13 protein-coding genes are annotated in these 14,501 nt (G+C 69.3%); all 13 read right to left on the reverse strand.

The genetic code is table 11. The features are described from left to right. Positions 1–2: 2 nt before the first annotated feature. Positions 3–878: a cellulose synthase operon protein YhjQ/BcsQ gene (locus LW840_RS11650; RefSeq protein WP_291266209.1), complete on the reverse strand. Its 876-nt coding sequence runs from the start codon at positions 876–878 to the stop codon at positions 3–5. Then, positions 878–1,735, reverse strand: a complete 858-nt coding sequence (locus LW840_RS11655; protein WP_291260271.1) for a hypothetical protein — start codon at positions 1,733–1,735, stop codon at positions 878–880. Before LW840_RS11655 ends, LW840_RS11650 begins: the two co-directional genes overlap by 1 nt. After that, entirely contained in the window at positions 1,728–3,821 is a 2,094-nt protein-coding gene (flhA, locus tag LW840_RS11660) for a flagellar biosynthesis protein FlhA (protein WP_291260270.1), read from the reverse strand. Before flhA ends, LW840_RS11655 begins: the two co-directional genes overlap by 8 nt. A 10-nt stretch (positions 3,822–3,831) precedes the next feature. After that, on the reverse strand, positions 3,832–4,929 hold the full coding sequence (locus LW840_RS11665; protein ID WP_291260269.1) for an EscU/YscU/HrcU family type III secretion system export apparatus switch protein: 1,098 nt from the start codon (positions 4,927–4,929) through the stop codon (positions 3,832–3,834). 6 nt (positions 4,930–4,935) lie between these two features. Beyond that, positions 4,936–5,760, reverse strand: coding sequence for a flagellar biosynthetic protein FliR (locus tag LW840_RS11670; protein ID WP_291260268.1), 825 nt, complete (start codon positions 5,758–5,760; stop codon positions 4,936–4,938). Positions 5,761–5,785: 25 nt separating this feature from the next. Beyond that, a complete protein-coding gene (fliQ, locus tag LW840_RS11675) occupies positions 5,786–6,055 on the reverse strand; it encodes a flagellar biosynthesis protein FliQ (RefSeq protein WP_291260267.1) in 270 nt (89 codons plus the stop codon). Positions 6,056–6,348: 293 nt separating this feature from the next. Continuing rightward, the gene (gene fliP, locus LW840_RS11680; protein ID WP_291277020.1) at positions 6,349–8,121 is read right to left on the reverse strand and encodes a flagellar type III secretion system pore protein FliP; all 1,773 of its coding nucleotides are present in this window, start codon (positions 8,119–8,121) and stop codon (positions 6,349–6,351) included. Positions 8,122–8,169: 48 nt separating this feature from the next. After that, positions 8,170–8,610 carry a flagellar motor switch protein FliN gene (gene fliN, locus LW840_RS11685; RefSeq protein WP_291260265.1) on the reverse strand — a complete coding sequence of 147 codons (441 nt, stop codon included), beginning with the start codon at positions 8,608–8,610 and terminating at the stop codon, positions 8,170–8,172. An 11-nt stretch (positions 8,611–8,621) separates the two neighbouring features. After that, a complete protein-coding gene (locus LW840_RS11690) occupies positions 8,622–9,620 on the reverse strand; it encodes a FliM/FliN family flagellar motor switch protein (protein WP_291266207.1) in 999 nt (332 codons plus the stop codon). A 26-nt stretch (positions 9,621–9,646) separates the two neighbouring features. Next, the gene (locus tag LW840_RS11695; protein ID WP_291266206.1) at positions 9,647–10,210 is read right to left on the reverse strand and encodes a flagellar basal body-associated FliL family protein; all 564 of its coding nucleotides are present in this window, start codon (positions 10,208–10,210) and stop codon (positions 9,647–9,649) included. Between the two features lie 372 nt (positions 10,211–10,582). Then, positions 10,583–12,103 (reverse strand): flagellar hook protein FlgE, encoded by a 1,521-nt coding sequence (locus LW840_RS11700; RefSeq protein WP_291277021.1) that lies wholly within the window; start codon positions 12,101–12,103, stop codon positions 10,583–10,585. 13 nt (positions 12,104–12,116) lie between these two features. Next, a complete protein-coding gene (locus LW840_RS11705; protein WP_291277022.1) occupies positions 12,117–12,926 on the reverse strand; it encodes a flagellar hook capping FlgD N-terminal domain-containing protein in 810 nt (269 codons plus the stop codon). Next, on the reverse strand, positions 12,923–14,501 hold a 1,579-nt coding region (locus tag LW840_RS11710), incomplete at its 5' end, for a M15 family metallopeptidase (RefSeq protein ID WP_291277023.1). The genes LW840_RS11705 and LW840_RS11710, both read right to left, overlap by 4 nt.

Raw genomic sequence — 14,501 nt, forward strand, 5'->3', positions numbered from 1 at the left:
GATCAGGTACCGGGGCGGGAGAGGGGTCGTTCGGCCAGCACGCGCATCACGACGTGGTGTGCGGCGGTGGCGGCCGGCGATCCGGCGGCGGCGTCAGGAAAGGGCATGCCCGCGCGCAGCGCGGCATCGAGGGTGGGGTCGGCCGGAATGGCCCCGGCCAGGCGTGGCGTGAGTCCGAGGAACTGCCGGGCCCCGGCGTCGATGGCATCAAAGCAGCGAGCGGCCTCGCTCCCTTCATGGCGGTTGACGAGCACCTCGACCGGCAGGGCCGGGCGGGAAAGCCCGACGGCCTTGCAGAGGGCATAAGTGGCCGCGAGGCCCACGGGATCACTGCCGGCGGAGACGGCCATGAGCCGCTCGCTGCCAGTGGGTGTGACGGCCCCGAGCACATGATCGAGCCGGGCGCCGCAGTCGATGACCACGAGGTCCATGGCCTCGGCGAGCGTGCTGACCCGGCGCATGCAGGCCTTGCGTTCGGCGGCGCTCATTGGCGCTGCGGTGCGCGGGGCGTCGGCCAGCCGCGGGGGACCGCCGGCGACCAGGGTGAGAGTTGCACTCACCGGGGTGGCGACATCCGCCGGCGCGGCGCGCCCGGCGCGCAAGTCGGTCCAGCTGCCACGCGGGGAGATGCCAAGGGTCAGCGCCAGCGCCCCCACGAAGTCATCGGCGTCCACCAGCAGCACGCGCCGCCCTTCGCCGGCGGCACTCATGGCCAGCAGCGCCGACAGCAGCGTGGCCCCGGCCCCGCCGCGCCCGCTCGCGACGAGCAGCGTCGGCGCCGCCCCGCTGCGGGCGCCGCCGGCGCTCCGCGCGCTGCGCACGCCGTCGGCCTGCGTCGGTGGTACCGCTCCGCGCGGCACGGTCATGAGCAGCGACATCAGGCCGGCGCCCAGTCGGATTCGGCGTCGGCTGTCAGCCCCCACGAGCGCAGCAGCCGCGGCACGCCGGGCTTGAGATCGGCGGGCACGTCCTGACCGTCGGTGATCCAGCGCGTGGGCAACTCGAGCGACAGCGCCAAATCGGTGACCCCCGATTCCCGCGGCACCTCGTCGAGCTTGGAGAGCAGCAGGTGCGTGGCGCCACAGTGGGTGCGCGACGTGGCGTAGGCGCGGGCGATGTCCACGGCGAGGTCGGCGCGCAGACTCGCCGGCAGGACCAGGTGCACCTCGTCGGGGGCGATGACGTCGAGCAGCGTACGCCAGCGCTCCGTGAGCTCCGTGCTTGCCGGGCTGCGCCCCGGCGTGTCGATCAGAATCACGTCACAGTCGGCCGACAGTCGCTTCATGGCGGCGTCGATCTCCCGGGCCTCGTAGATGACTTCGAACGGGATGTCGGCGAGCTCGGCGTAGGTGGCCAACTGCTCCATGCCGCCCACCCGATAGGTGTCGAGCGTGAGGAGACCCGGGCGCGCGGCCCCGAACATGCCGCGGCGCACCGCGAGCTTGGCGGCGGTGGTCGTCTTGCCAGCCCCGGTGGGGCCCACCAGGGCGATGCCGTAGGGGCGGCCGTCGGCCTTGCGCAGCGTGGGTGGCAACGGCGCCGCGTCGAGGCGCGCGCGGACGGACTCGAGGGCGTGGCTCGGCGTCGCGAGCACCTCCACCATCGGTACCCCGCCCTCGCGCACGGTGCGCGTGTGGAGAATCATCACATCGTCGCCCAGCGTGCGCCGCGCGCGATCGGCCACGCGCGACAGGTCGACACCACGGAATCGTTCGACGGGCAGCAGACTAGCCATTGGGCATCTCCCAGGTAGCCACGCTGCTCAGCGTGATCTGCGCGGGGAGCTCGGCGAGCGAGACCACCGGCAGGCTGGGCAGCACGGGTTCAATCAGGCGCCGCACGCCCACGCGCAGCGACGGCGGTGTGATGAGCGGCAACGGACGGCCATCCACCGCATAGGTGGTGGCGAGATGGTTCAGATCCCGCAGCATGCCCGCGAGGGATTCGGGGGTGAGCATCGGCGTGGCCGCCTGGGCGGTGCGCGGCGAGAAGAGCCCCAGCAGGGCGCTCTCGAGGCGTGCCCCGATGGTGATCCCGCGCACGGTGCCCGTGGGGTCGGCGAAGAGCCGGGCGATGACGTTGGTGAGCGCCTTGCGGACCACTTCCGTCAGCACCTCGGGATCCTTCGTCGCCTCCGCGCCGTCGCCGACGGCTTCGAGGATGGTGACGAGGTCGCGAATGGGGACGCGCTCGCGCAGCAGGCGCTGGAGCACGCGGTGCAGCACGCTCAGCGACACTTTCCCGGGAATGATCTCCTCCACCAACGCCGGGTGCGACTTCTTGAGCGTCCCCACCATCTCCTGCACTTCCTGGCGACCGAGGAGCTCGGCCGCGCTGCCCTTGAGCGTCTCGAGCAGGTGCGTGGCAACCACGGTCGTGGGCTCCACGACCACGTAACCCAGCGCTTCCGCCTCGGCGCGGCGAGAGGCCGCGACCCAGCGCGCCGGCATGCCGAAGCTCGGGTCGATGGTGTCCATGCCGTCGATCTCCGCCACCACCCCGCCGGTGTTGAGGGCCATCATGAAGCGCGGCAGCACCTCGGCGCGGGCAACCTCGCTGCCGCGCAGTTTGATCACGTACTCGTTGGCCGGCAGCCGGATGTCGTCGCGGATGCGAATGGGCGGCACGAGGATGCCCAGCTCGAGGGCGGCCTGCTTGCGCAGCAGTGAAATGCGCTCGAGCAGGTCGCCGCCCTGCCCTTCGTCCACGAGCGGGATGAGGGCGTAGCCCACCTCCAGTTCGATCGGGTCGATCTGGAGCAGATCCTGCATGGGATCGGGGGTCCCCGCGCCCTCCGGGGCGTCACTCACCACCGGGGACAGCACCAGCGCCTCGGCAGCGCGCTGCGCCTCGGCCTGCGCCGACAGCTTCGCCAGCACGGCGGCCCCCGCGGCCATGGTGAGGAAGGGGAACATCGGGAGCGCGGGAATGAGCGAAAAGGCGCCAAGCACGCCCGCCACCATCCACATGGCGCGCGGATGGCCGCCGAGCTGGCGGCTGAGCACGGTGCCGATCCGGTCGGTGCTCGTCGCCGCCGTGACCATGATGCCGGCCGCGGTGGAGATGATGAGCGCCGGGACCTGGGACACGAGCCCGTCACCCACCGTGAGGATGGTGTACGTGCTCGCCGCCTTGCCCACATCCATGCCGCGCTGAATGACGCCGATGAAGATGCCGCCCACGATGTTCACGATCACGACGAGGATGCCGAGAATCGCGTCGCCCTTCACGTACTTCGAGGCCCCATCCATCGCGCCGTAGAAGTCGGCGGTGCGGGCGATCTCGTCGCGGCGGGTGCGGGCCTCCTTCTCGTCGATCAGGCCGGCCGAGAGGTCGGCGTCGATCGCCATCTGCTTGCCGGGCATGGCATCGAGGGTGAAGCGCGCCGCCACCTCGGCGATGCGACCGGCACCCTTGGTGATGACGATGAAGTTGATGCCGATCAGGATGAGGAAGATGACGATCCCGACGGCGTAGTTGCCGCCGATGACGAACTGACCGAACGCCTCGATGACCTTGCCCGCGTGCGCCTCGGTGAGGATGAGGCGCGTGGACGACACATTGAGGCCGATGCGGAAGAGCGTGAGCAGCAGGAGCAGCGCGGGGAAGCTGCTGAAGTCGAGCGGGTTCGTGGTGTACAGCGCGACCAGCAGGACGACCAGCGAGGAGCCGATGCTGGCGGCGAGGAACAGGTCGAGCAGCACCGGTGGCAGCGGCACGATGATGAGCGCGAGGATCATCACCACGACGAGGGCGACGGCGATCTCGGCGAGGCGCATCTTCGGCGCGCCGGGGCTGAGGGGCAGGGCAGCGGACGTCATGCGGGTCTCCTCAGGCGGCGGCCGTGCCGCGCCAGCCGGCGCCATGGCGCTGCTTCTCGCGCATCACGAAGGCCAGCACCTCCGCGATGGCCAGGTACATCTCCACCGGAATCATCGTTCCCACCTTGGCGACCTTGATGAGGGCCCGGGCAAGCGGCTTGTTCTCGATCACCGGCACGCCGTGCTGAAAGGCGAGTTCCTTGATGCGCTGCGCGATCTTGCGTTCGCCCAGCGCGACGATGTACGGCGCCGGCGCCACGGCCGGGTCGTACTTGATGGCGATCGCGATGTGGGTGGGGTTCACCAGCACCACGTCGGCGGTCTTCACGCTCGCGAACATCGTGCGCCGCACCCGCTCGCGCGCGATCTGGCGGCGACGCCCCTTCATTTCGGCGTTGCCTTCCTGCGACTTCATTTCCTCCTTGACCTCCTGCTTCGTCATCTTGAGGTCTTCATTCGTCTTCCAGCGCTGGAAGCCGTAATCGGCGAGCGCGAGGACGAGGAACATGAGGCCGGTGTTGCGGAGCAGGGCGAAGCCGTAGGCGTTCACGAGCTCCATGAGGGCCATCGGGGATGGCGACAGCGCGAGCGCGAGAACGTCGGCCCACGCGTCCTCGAGCGTGGCGTACACGGCGTAGCTCACGATGCCCATCTTCAGCAGTCCCTTCGCGAGCTCCACCCAGCCCTGCAGGCCGAGCATGCGCTTGGCGCCGTTGATCGGGTTGAGACGCTCGAACTTGGGCTCGAGCGTCTTCGTGGTGAGGAGGCCCCCGGTCTGCAGCGCCTGCACGGCAATGGCGATCACGGCGAGCGACGCCATGGCCGACACGGTGCTCACGATGACGCGGAAGCTGAGCGCCTGGAGATACGTGATGAGTCCGACGCCCTCGTAGGCACCATCGCCTGCCGTGGCGAGGGTGCGGCCGACGGTCTCCACGAGGAAGCGCCACAGCGGCGGCCCCGCGAAGGAGAACACCATGAGGGAGCCGAGCAGGAAGGCGGCGGTGACGAACTCGGGGCTCTTGGCGATCTGCCCCTTCTCCCGGGCTTCATCGAGGCGTTTGCCAGTGGGTTCTTCGGTCTTTTCGCCGGACTCGTTTTCCGCCATCGGTCGTTATCGCGACGCCCCCATCGCCGGCGCCGGGGCCACCTGGGCCGCCCGCGCAAAGGAGTCGAGGGTCTGATGGTACGGCGTGGTCCAGCCACCGAGCGCCTGCACCACGAGGCCGATGGAGCCGGCGAAGGTGAGCAGGCCGACGCCGATCTGCAGCGGGAAGGCGAGACTCATGACCTGCAGCTGCGGAGCCGCGCGCCCGAGCACGGCCAGCGCGAGGTTGGTCAGCAGGATGGCGGCAATGACGGGCGCGGCGAACTGCAGGCCACTGGCGAAGAGCTGCGCACCCGCCTTCACCAGCGGCAGGAAGCCGCGATCGAGGGCGAGCGGTCCGCCCAGCGGCATCACGGTGAAGCTCTTCGCCACGGCCTCGATCATGAGCAGATGACCGCCGGCGAGCAGCAGCAGCGTGACGGCGAGCAGTTGCAGGAAGCTCGCGAACAGCGCGCCCTGCGTGTTGCCGAGCGGGTCGAAGATCGCCGCGCCGGAGAGACCGATGGTGTTCGTGGCGAGTTCCCCCGCGAACTCGACGCCGGCGACGACCAGTGCGGCCGCGAACCCGAGCGCGAAGCCCACGACCGTCTCCGCGAGAAACGTGGCGGGGGTGATCGCGAGTCCCGAGCGATCGGCGGATTCGAGCGCCGCGGGCAGCAGCAGGACCGCGAACAGCACGATGAGCGCTGCGCGCAGTCGCATGGGTACCGACTTGGCCGACCAGGCGGGTGCCACCAGCAACAGCCCGCCCACGCGCAGTGCCGTCAGCACCAGGGCGGTGGCGACGCCGGGCGCGAAGACGTCGGGCAGGCCGAAGATCAGCGAGTGCACGGGCCAGTCGTCGGTCGGAGACGGCTCAGGCGACCATCGCGGGAATCCCGCGGATGATCGAGGACGTGAACTTGATGAGGATCTGGAGCAGCCACGGCATGCCGACGATGAAGGCCCCACCCACCAGAATGAGTTTGGGCACGAACGTGAGCGTCTGTTCCTGGATCTGCGTGACCGACTGCATGATCGAGACGACGAGCCCAACCCCCAGGGCAATGAGCAACAGGGGGGCCGCGATCATGAGGGCGGTCATGATGGCGTCGCGGGTAAGGTCGATGACGAGTTGATGGGACACGGGCGCTGGGCTTCAGGAGTCGGACGAGGCTGCCGACACCTCCCCGTGCAGGGATGGTGCCAGCATCGTGGTGCGTCGGAGATCGTGCGTATCTGTTTCTAATTCAATGCGTTACGTGATCGCGAGCGGCGCGGCTCGAGGCTTGGCCCCCGGCAAGTGTTGCCGGGCGTGATGCACCGCGCGGGGCCTACCAGACGGCGGACGGCAATTGCTGCACGGCGCACCCGCCGCCGCGCGGCACGACCGGCGGCCTGTCCTCGCGCGGCCCGGTCCCGGGGCGCGCCCGGATCGGGCTACTTGAAGCTCTGCACCAGGCTCGTGATGGTGAGACTCCACCCGTCGACGAGCACGAAGAGCAGCAGCTTGAAGGGCAGCGAGATCATCGCCGGGGGCAGCATGAACATGCCCATGCTCATGAGCACGCTCGCCACCACGGTGTCGATGATGATGAACGGCAAGTAGATCGCGAAACCGATCTGGAAGGCCGTGCGCAGTTCGCTGGCCACGAACGCGGACATCAGCACGTGCAGCGGCACGTCGTCCACGGTGGCGGGTCGTGGCAGGCGACTCAGTTCGACGAAGGTCTTGACGTCGCTCTCCCGCGTCTGCCTGAGCATGAAGGCGCGCATCGGTTTCACGCCCTCCGTCATCATTTCCACCTGGGTCATCTTGCCGTCCAGCCAGGGCGTGATGGCCGTGCGGTGCATTTCGGCGAGCGTGGGCCCCATGACGAAGCCGGTCAGCAGGAGCGCCATGGCCGCGAGCAGCTGGCCGGGTGGCGCACTCTGGGTGCCCATGGCCTGCTTGAGGAACTGCAGCACGATGAGGATGCGGGTGAAGCCCGTCATCATGAGCAGCAGCGTCGGCAGCAGCGTGAGCAGCCCCATCATGATGACGATGCCCACGGTGCCGTTCAGGCGCAGTCCGCCATTCTCGGCGTCGCCGCCCACCTGGACATCCATCTGCGGCATCATGCGCATGATGGCCTCATCGGCGGCGATGGGCGCGGGGGACGCGCTCTGGGCCTTGGGTGGCACGTCGGTGGCGCTGTCCACGACCACGCGGTTCATGGGCTGACGGGGCGCGGTACCCTGTGCCGTCACGGCAGCCCCGTTGCCCGGGCGCGGAACCGGCGGCTGGGTGGCGGGCCCGACGGCGCGGGAGGGCGTGAGGCGCGGGGCCGGGCGCGGCGGCGCGGCCGGCGGCTGGCCAACGGTGATGGGGACGAGCGGCGCGAGATCGAGCTTCGGCACGTCGATCACGAGCGGCGCGGTTGCCGGGGTCGCCGGACGGATGGTCGTGGGGGGCGCCGAGGCGGGCGTTGGCGGCACCACCGGCGGCTGCACCACGGGTGGCTGCGTCGCGGGGGTCTGGGCCACGAGCGTCGAGGCGGACGTCATCGTGAAGACGGCGAGCATGGCGGCCAGTCGGGCGGTCCCCCCCAACGCCAGGTCGAGCATGGGCCCGAACCCGCGAGCGGCCGACGTCGGTCGGATGGGCGTCGGGTACGTCAGCGGGGTCCCACGGCTCGTGGTGAGGGGCGCGGTGAGAAAGCGCGGGATCTCGGCGCGCTCGGTGAGGGACAGGGGCGCGAAGGATGCCGCCGCCACCGGCGCCGCCGCCACCGGCGCCGCCGTGCCGGGTCGCGCCACCTCGTGCGCGGGGCCAGCCTCCGAGCGGAGCTGCTGGCCGAGCAGGCGCCCGAACGGGCCGGCGAGGGATGCCGGCACGAGCGGGCGGTACGCGGCCGCCGCCTGGGCGCTCGACCGGTGCGGCACCGGCACGGCGCTGCTCGCCACCACCTGCTGGCGATCACGCTCGTCGAGCTCGAAGAGCGTGGTGACCCCGCCTTCCCCCACGGCGAGCGCCACGACCTTTTCGCCGACGCGCACGACGGTGAGCCCGGTCTTCGGGCCCAAGGGGACCCGCTGCACCACTTCCACGGGGAGACGCACCGTGGCCGACAGGGACCCCATGCCCCAGCGCTTCAGTGCCCACAGGCACACGGCCCCGAGGCCGAGGACGAAGGTGAGGGCAGCGATCACCCCGAGTGACGCAATCAGCATGGACGGCCGTGATTCAGGTGAGAGGGCGCACGACGACGGTCCGGTGGCTCAGGCCGCGCTCGCGGGAGCGGCGGTCGCGGTAGCGCTGGGCGTCGCCAGGACGCGCGTGATGCGCACCCCGAAGTGTTCGCCAAGCACCACCACTTCACCCTCGGCAAAGCGACGGTCGCCCACGAAGATGTCGATGGGTTCGCCGGCGAGGCGGTCCAGCTGGATGACCGAGCCCCGGCCCAGGCGCAGGAGCTCCTGCACCATCATGCTCGTCCGTCCGAGTTCGATGGAGACGGGCAGCGTGAGATCGAGCAGCATGCTGATCGGCACTTCCGTGCCACCCAGCATCGTCTGCTTGAAGTCGGTAAACTGGGGAGCGCGAAACGCCGGTGCGCCGGGGGCCGCACCCGGGTCCTCCATGAGAGACGAGATCGGCTGCCCGGCGGCCTTGGCGGCCTGCGCGCTCGCGACGAGGGCATCAATTTCGGCGGTGTTCATGTGCGAAAGGGTCAGAAATTCGACGGGGGAGAGGGGAGCGCGTCCACGACGCGCACCGCGAGATTGCCGTTCACGCGTCCGGCGTGCCCGATGAAGCGGTCCTGCGTCCCGGCGCGCACGATCACGCGCGCGTCCTTCGGGATGCCCGTGGGGATGATGCTCCCCTCGATGATCTGCGACAGGTCGCGCAGGCTGAGGCGGAAGTCGGGCAGGCGCGCGGTGATTGGCACCTTGGTCGCGCGCAGCGCCGCTTCACTTCGCTGACGCGTCTGCTCGCGTTCCCGTTCGTTGGTGGAAAGCAGGGCCAGACGCTGCTGCCCGCTGGACGTGAAGAACTTGTCGAGGACGGTCAGGGGCAGGCACAGCAGCAGCAGGCTGCTCACGTTGCCCGTACTGAACTCGAGGTTGGCCACGAGCACCGGATCCTCGCGGTTCACCACCTGCAGGATTTCCGGCGAGGATTCGAACCCCGTGATGTTGAGGTCCAGGGGCACGTGGTCCTGCCAGATCTCCTGCAACAGCGCGGTGATCTTGTCGGCCACGCTGCGTACGGCCATGCGCTCGATGGGCGTGAGCACCCGCGTCAGCGACGCGCCGGCTCCCTCCCCACCGAAGAAGCGGTCCACGAGGAATGTGCTGAACTCGGGACCGATGTCGAGGACGCCCTTCTGGCCGGTGCCGGTGATGTCGAAGATGTACGAGGTGCAGGGCATCGGCAGCGAGAGCGTGAACTCGGCGAAGGAAAACTGCTCCACGCTCTGCAGCCGCACCTCGATCTGACCGCGCATGCGCGAAATGAGCCACACCTCGAGCCCCTTCACGAGGCGTTCGTACATGGCTTCCAACGTGCGCAACCGTTCCTTCGACACCCGGTGCGGACGACGAAAGTCGTAGACCTGCAGATCGAGCGGGGCCGCCGCGAACGGCGCGTCCGGCGCATCGTCCGCTCGGGTACTGCTCCCGCCGAGCAGGCGATCGATGTCGTTCTGGGAGAGGGCTTCCGTGCTCATCGCGGTCGAGTCGACATGAAGGGCGCTTACTGGACGACGAACTGCGGGAAGTAGAGGCTCTTCACGGCCTTCTTGCCGAACTTCGCGTTGATGACGGTCTGCAGCTCGGTCTTGAACTGTTCGCGGCGTGCGATCTCCGTCAGTTCCTCCACCGTCTTCACCCCCAGCGAGGTGAGGATGATGTCGCGCAGCTCCGCGTCGCGGGCCGTGAACTCCTCGCCCGCCTTGGCGCTACCGGGTTCAATCGCCACCGACAACAGCAGGTAGCGGCCACCGCCGCTGGCGGCGGGATTGAGCACGAGGTTCTCGAGCAGCAGCAGCGCGGGGACTTCTCCCTCCGCCGGTGCTTCGCCGCCCTCGGCGGCTGCCGCTTCTTCGCCCGTGTCGTCACCATGCGCGCTATCGGCGTGTGCCGCGACAGGGGCGCTCTTGCCCATCTTCTTGGCGACGATCGGGCCGACAAAGGCGGCGCCAGTGCCACCCCCCACCAGCAACCCCACGGCCACCATGCCGATGAGGACGGGGAGCTTGGGCTTTGCCGGGGCCGCGGCGGTGGCGTCTTCGGGTGCCGGAGTCTGTTGGTTGGCCATGGAACGGTGCGGGCGGAGGTGGAAACGTCACGCCCAGAGAAAGCAGGGGTCGTGCCACGCGGGTGGACCTGCGCGTGAGACCGCATAACTGCTTATATTGCAGTGCTTTACATTGCTCCGGCCAAGATCGGTGGCCGACTGGTTGCTGGGGGATGCACCCGGCAAAAACCGCAAGGCGCCGTCGGGGCGGCAAGAAATTCCGCCTCCGAATCATATTCTGTATTCAGGAAATCATTCGGCGCCCGACCGTGGTGCCCGCGGCGGAGCGCCAACCGGGTCACCGGAACCGGCCCTCCGCCCCCGCCCCCCAGGGGAGCGGCGGACAGAGGGCCAAGCGCCTGTCCCGGCTGCCTGCGGCCTACGGCCTACTCACTACCGCTTCAGGTTGATCAGCTCCTGCAGCAGCTCGTCGCTGGTCGAAACCACCTTGCCGTTCGCCTGGAACCCGCGCTGCGCCACGATCATGTTCGCGAATTCCTGCGCCAGGTCCACGTTGGACATTTCGAGGGCGCCGCTGGTGAGCTGCGACTGTGCGCCCTCGAGGGCGAAGCCCAGCACGCCCGAACCCGAGTTGGCCGATTCCTGGTACATGTTGTCGCCAATGCGGAGCAGGCCCGACGGGTTGTTGAAGTCGGCCAGCACGATGCGCGCGAGCGGATTCGTGGTGCCGTTCGTGAAGAAGCCGGTGATGAGGCCGAGTCGATCGATCGAGAAGTCCTGCAGGGTACCGGCCGTGTAGCCGTTCTGGTCGCGCAACACGGCGGTGCTGGCGGTCGAGGCGAACTGGGTGAGACCGTTCACGCCGCCCCCCAGCTTGAGGTCGATGCGCACCGCGTTGGCGCCGGGGACCGCGAAATTGAGCGACGCGATGACGTCGGTGTTGAGGATGCCCGCCTGGTCGAAGTTGAACGTTCCGCTGTTCTCGCTCGGCGTGGCGGTGGTGGGGCTCATGAAGTAGCCCACACGGATCACGGCGTTCGACGGCATGCTGCTCGTGAACTGCAGCGCCGGCGGCGGGCCCGCACTGAAGGAGAAGTCGGCAGGGGAGTTGTACTCCACCCCCGTCGGGCTGAACACCCGCACGTTCGCGGGCAGGATCTCGTAGCCGGTCGGGGCGACCGGCAGCTGGATGTCGCCCGGCGGCGAGCTGCCGTTCGTCTCGACCTCGAAGGTCTGCGCCGACGCCTTGGGGTCGATGCGCCAATTCCACGTGTTCGGGCCCGTCTTCCACATCTGCAGCTTCACGTCGTGCTTCGTGCCCTGTGAATCGAACACGCCGATCTGCGTCTCGGTCCACGCCTTCTCATTGATTGGGTCGGAGCGGACCAGCGGATCGTTGAAGTTGCCCTGGAAGATGGTCGCCGAGGCGTTGAGGTTGCCGGCGAGGGTGGCTTCGGTGGTGGGCCTGGCCGACACCCGCTGGCCGAAGGGCAGCTTGATGTCCTGGATGCCGTCCAGTTGCATGCCGTTCTCGTACATGCGCCCCTGCACGATGAAGCCGTTCGCCGGGCTCACCAGCTGGCCGATGGCGTCGACCTGGAAATTGCCGGCGCGGGTGTAGAAGCTCTGGTTGCCCTTGCGGACCACGAAGAACGAGTCGCCCTGGATCGCGACGTCGGTGTTGAGCCCTGTCGTTTCGATGTTGCCCTGGTTGAAGATCTGGTCGATGGAGCCGACCTGCATGCCGAGGCCGATCTGGATGGGGTTGATACCACCCTGGTCACCGGGCGGACGGCTCGCGCCCTGCAGGAGCTGCGCGAAGCCTTCCTTGAAGGTCACGCGACCGGCCTTGAAGGCCACCGTGTTCACGTTGGCGATGTTGTTGCCGATGACGTCCATGCGCACCTGGCTGTTGCGCAGGCCGGAGACGCCGGCGAAGAGAGAGCGAAGCATGTGTGAGTGATCCTCAGGCGCGGATTTGCGTGAGTTGCGACATCGGCACGGTGAGCGAGTCGCCGATGATCAGGATGGGGTTGCCGTTCTCGTACTTCATGCCGGTGATCCGGCCGGCCGTGAACGTCTTGACGGCCTGAAACGGGCCGCCAGTCGCGGCGACCTCGAACGTGTAGCTGTACTTCCCGGCCGGGAGCTTGGGATCGGTGAACAGCTCTCCCAGGTCGAACGCCTGCTGGCCGGCCTTCGTGATCTCGACGTTCCTGGTGCCCACGACCTCGCCCTTGCTGTTGGTCACCGTGACGCGTCCGGTGCCGACGCGGGTCCCCGTATCCACCACGAGTGGTCCCAGGCCGTCCCGATCGACGAAGGCGGTGTTGCCCGGTGTGACACCGATCTTGCCGACGGTGCCCATCGCCATCTGCCCCTCGATGAGCTGCGCGAGTTCGTCGGCCCGGGACTCCTGGGCTTCACCGAGCGTCGTGATGGCGTCGACGATCTCGGCGTCGCGGGTCGCCTGGGCCTCGAGGCTCTTGTTGATCTGGAGCAGTTGCTCAACGGAGGAGAACTGCGCCAGCTGCGCGGCCATGTCCTTGCCGTCCATCGGATTGAGCGGGTCCTGATTCTTGAGTTGGGACACGAGCAGCTTGAGGAACTCGTCGCGTCCCATGGCCTTCGGGTTCGCCGGCAGCGCCCGCGGCGCCGAGGGCTGGGCCGGACCGACCGGCGGTCGGGCCGGCGTGGTTGGGGTGGCAGGGGGCGTGGTTGGGCCGGTCGTGTTGAACGCCGGCGGCGCGAACGGAGGGCGAACGGTGCTGATCATGATGGCGTATCGAAGAGGAAGTCGGGGCGTGGGCGCTGACGATCCTGCTGTTGATCGCGCTGCTCCCGCTGGTCACGTGCGCGGGCGGCCTGTTCGCGGCGCGTCTGCTCCTGGTCCCACTCGCGCGCGGGGGGCCGCTCCCGCTGCCCATTGGCACTGGCCCCATCCTGCGCATTCGCCGCCGTGGCGGCCGTCACCTTCATGGCCTCGCGGTCCCCGCTCACCGTGCGCGCGGCCTCGGTGGCCTCCAGCGGCTTGCGTCCGCTGATCGTCACCGTGTCGCTTTCGAGACCATGCCGGCCCAGTGCGTCCTGCAGGTCGGCCGTGCGCAGCCGCAGGCGGTCGGCCGTCGCGGCGTCCGTGCTGATCTGGGTGCTCACGACGTTGCCGCGCAGGTCCACCGTGACCTGCTGCGTCACGCCGTTGGCGCCTTCGACGTTGAGCGTCATGCGACTGAGCGGCGAGGCCGGCGCGTCATCCCGCAGCGCCTGGATCTCCGCGACGCGCTGCGCCGGCGTGCTGGTGATGGTTGCCGACGCACTGGTCGCGGGCAGCCCCTGGCGCTCGCCGCCGGCCACCGTGTGGGTGCCGGCCGACAGCGCGCCGTAGCCATCCGCGCCCTCGCCACGCGTTGCGCGCTCGGACTTGCGGCTGCTGGCGAGCGATTTCCCGGTCTCGTCGCGTTCACCCCGTCCGAACGACTGGCCGTTGGTCTGCTGGTCGGTGTGTGTGGCCTGCGACGCGCCGGTCGCGGCGTAGACCGCGTCGGCCGCGACGGCATTGGCCGGACTGGCCTGGTCGACAGGACGGGCCACGCCCGCCACCTGAGCCACGCCCGCCACCTGGGCGACTGCCGCCGCACTCGACGGGCTCGCGACGGCGGCGCCCGGCGCCGACGTTGCAGCGCGCTGCGCCTCCACGCGTGCGGTCAGGTCGTCGGCCCCCTTTGCCAGTTCAAGATGGCCAGGGTCCTTCATGCCGAGCGTGCGCAGCCCTTCTTCCCGCGCGATGCGCTGCAGGCGGGCAAACCCGGTCGGGCTGTCCCATGAGCCATCGATGATCACGTCCACGGCTTCGCCGCGGGTGTGCGCCGAGTCGCGCGTCCAGGTCACCACCGGTCCGCTGCGGGTACGCCCCTGGGCGAACAGCCAGTCCTGGCGCTCCTGGGAGCGCGCGGATTCCACCACCTGCACGTCGTGGCCGTACTCGTCCTTCATGCGCTCGATCACGCGTTGCACGCGGCTGCGCAGCTCGGCCGAGACCGCATCGAGATCACGGACCGGGGTGGTAGGGTTGGCGGCGCTGGCGGCGAGCGCCGCCGCCCGCGCCCCTTCCTCGAGTGCGCCGGCTGCCGCGAGGGTGGCCCCGTCGACCTCGGCCAGGAGTTCCCGCGCGAGAGCCTTGGCGTCGCGCCCCGTGGCGACCCCCACGAAGGTATCGATGAGGCGCGTATCACTGGTTGCCGCCTCGGCGTCGCCGCCCGGGAGCAGGATCTCGCTGCGCGTTTCGCGGGGCAACTGCCGCAGACCATGCCGCAAGGCATCCTCCGCCGTCGTCGGCAGGAGGCCACGCCCA

Origin of the sequence: Gemmatimonas sp., assembly GCF_021298855.1 — a bacterium.
In the GTDB taxonomy this organism is placed as follows: Bacteria; Gemmatimonadota; Gemmatimonadetes; order Gemmatimonadales; family Gemmatimonadaceae; genus Gemmatimonas.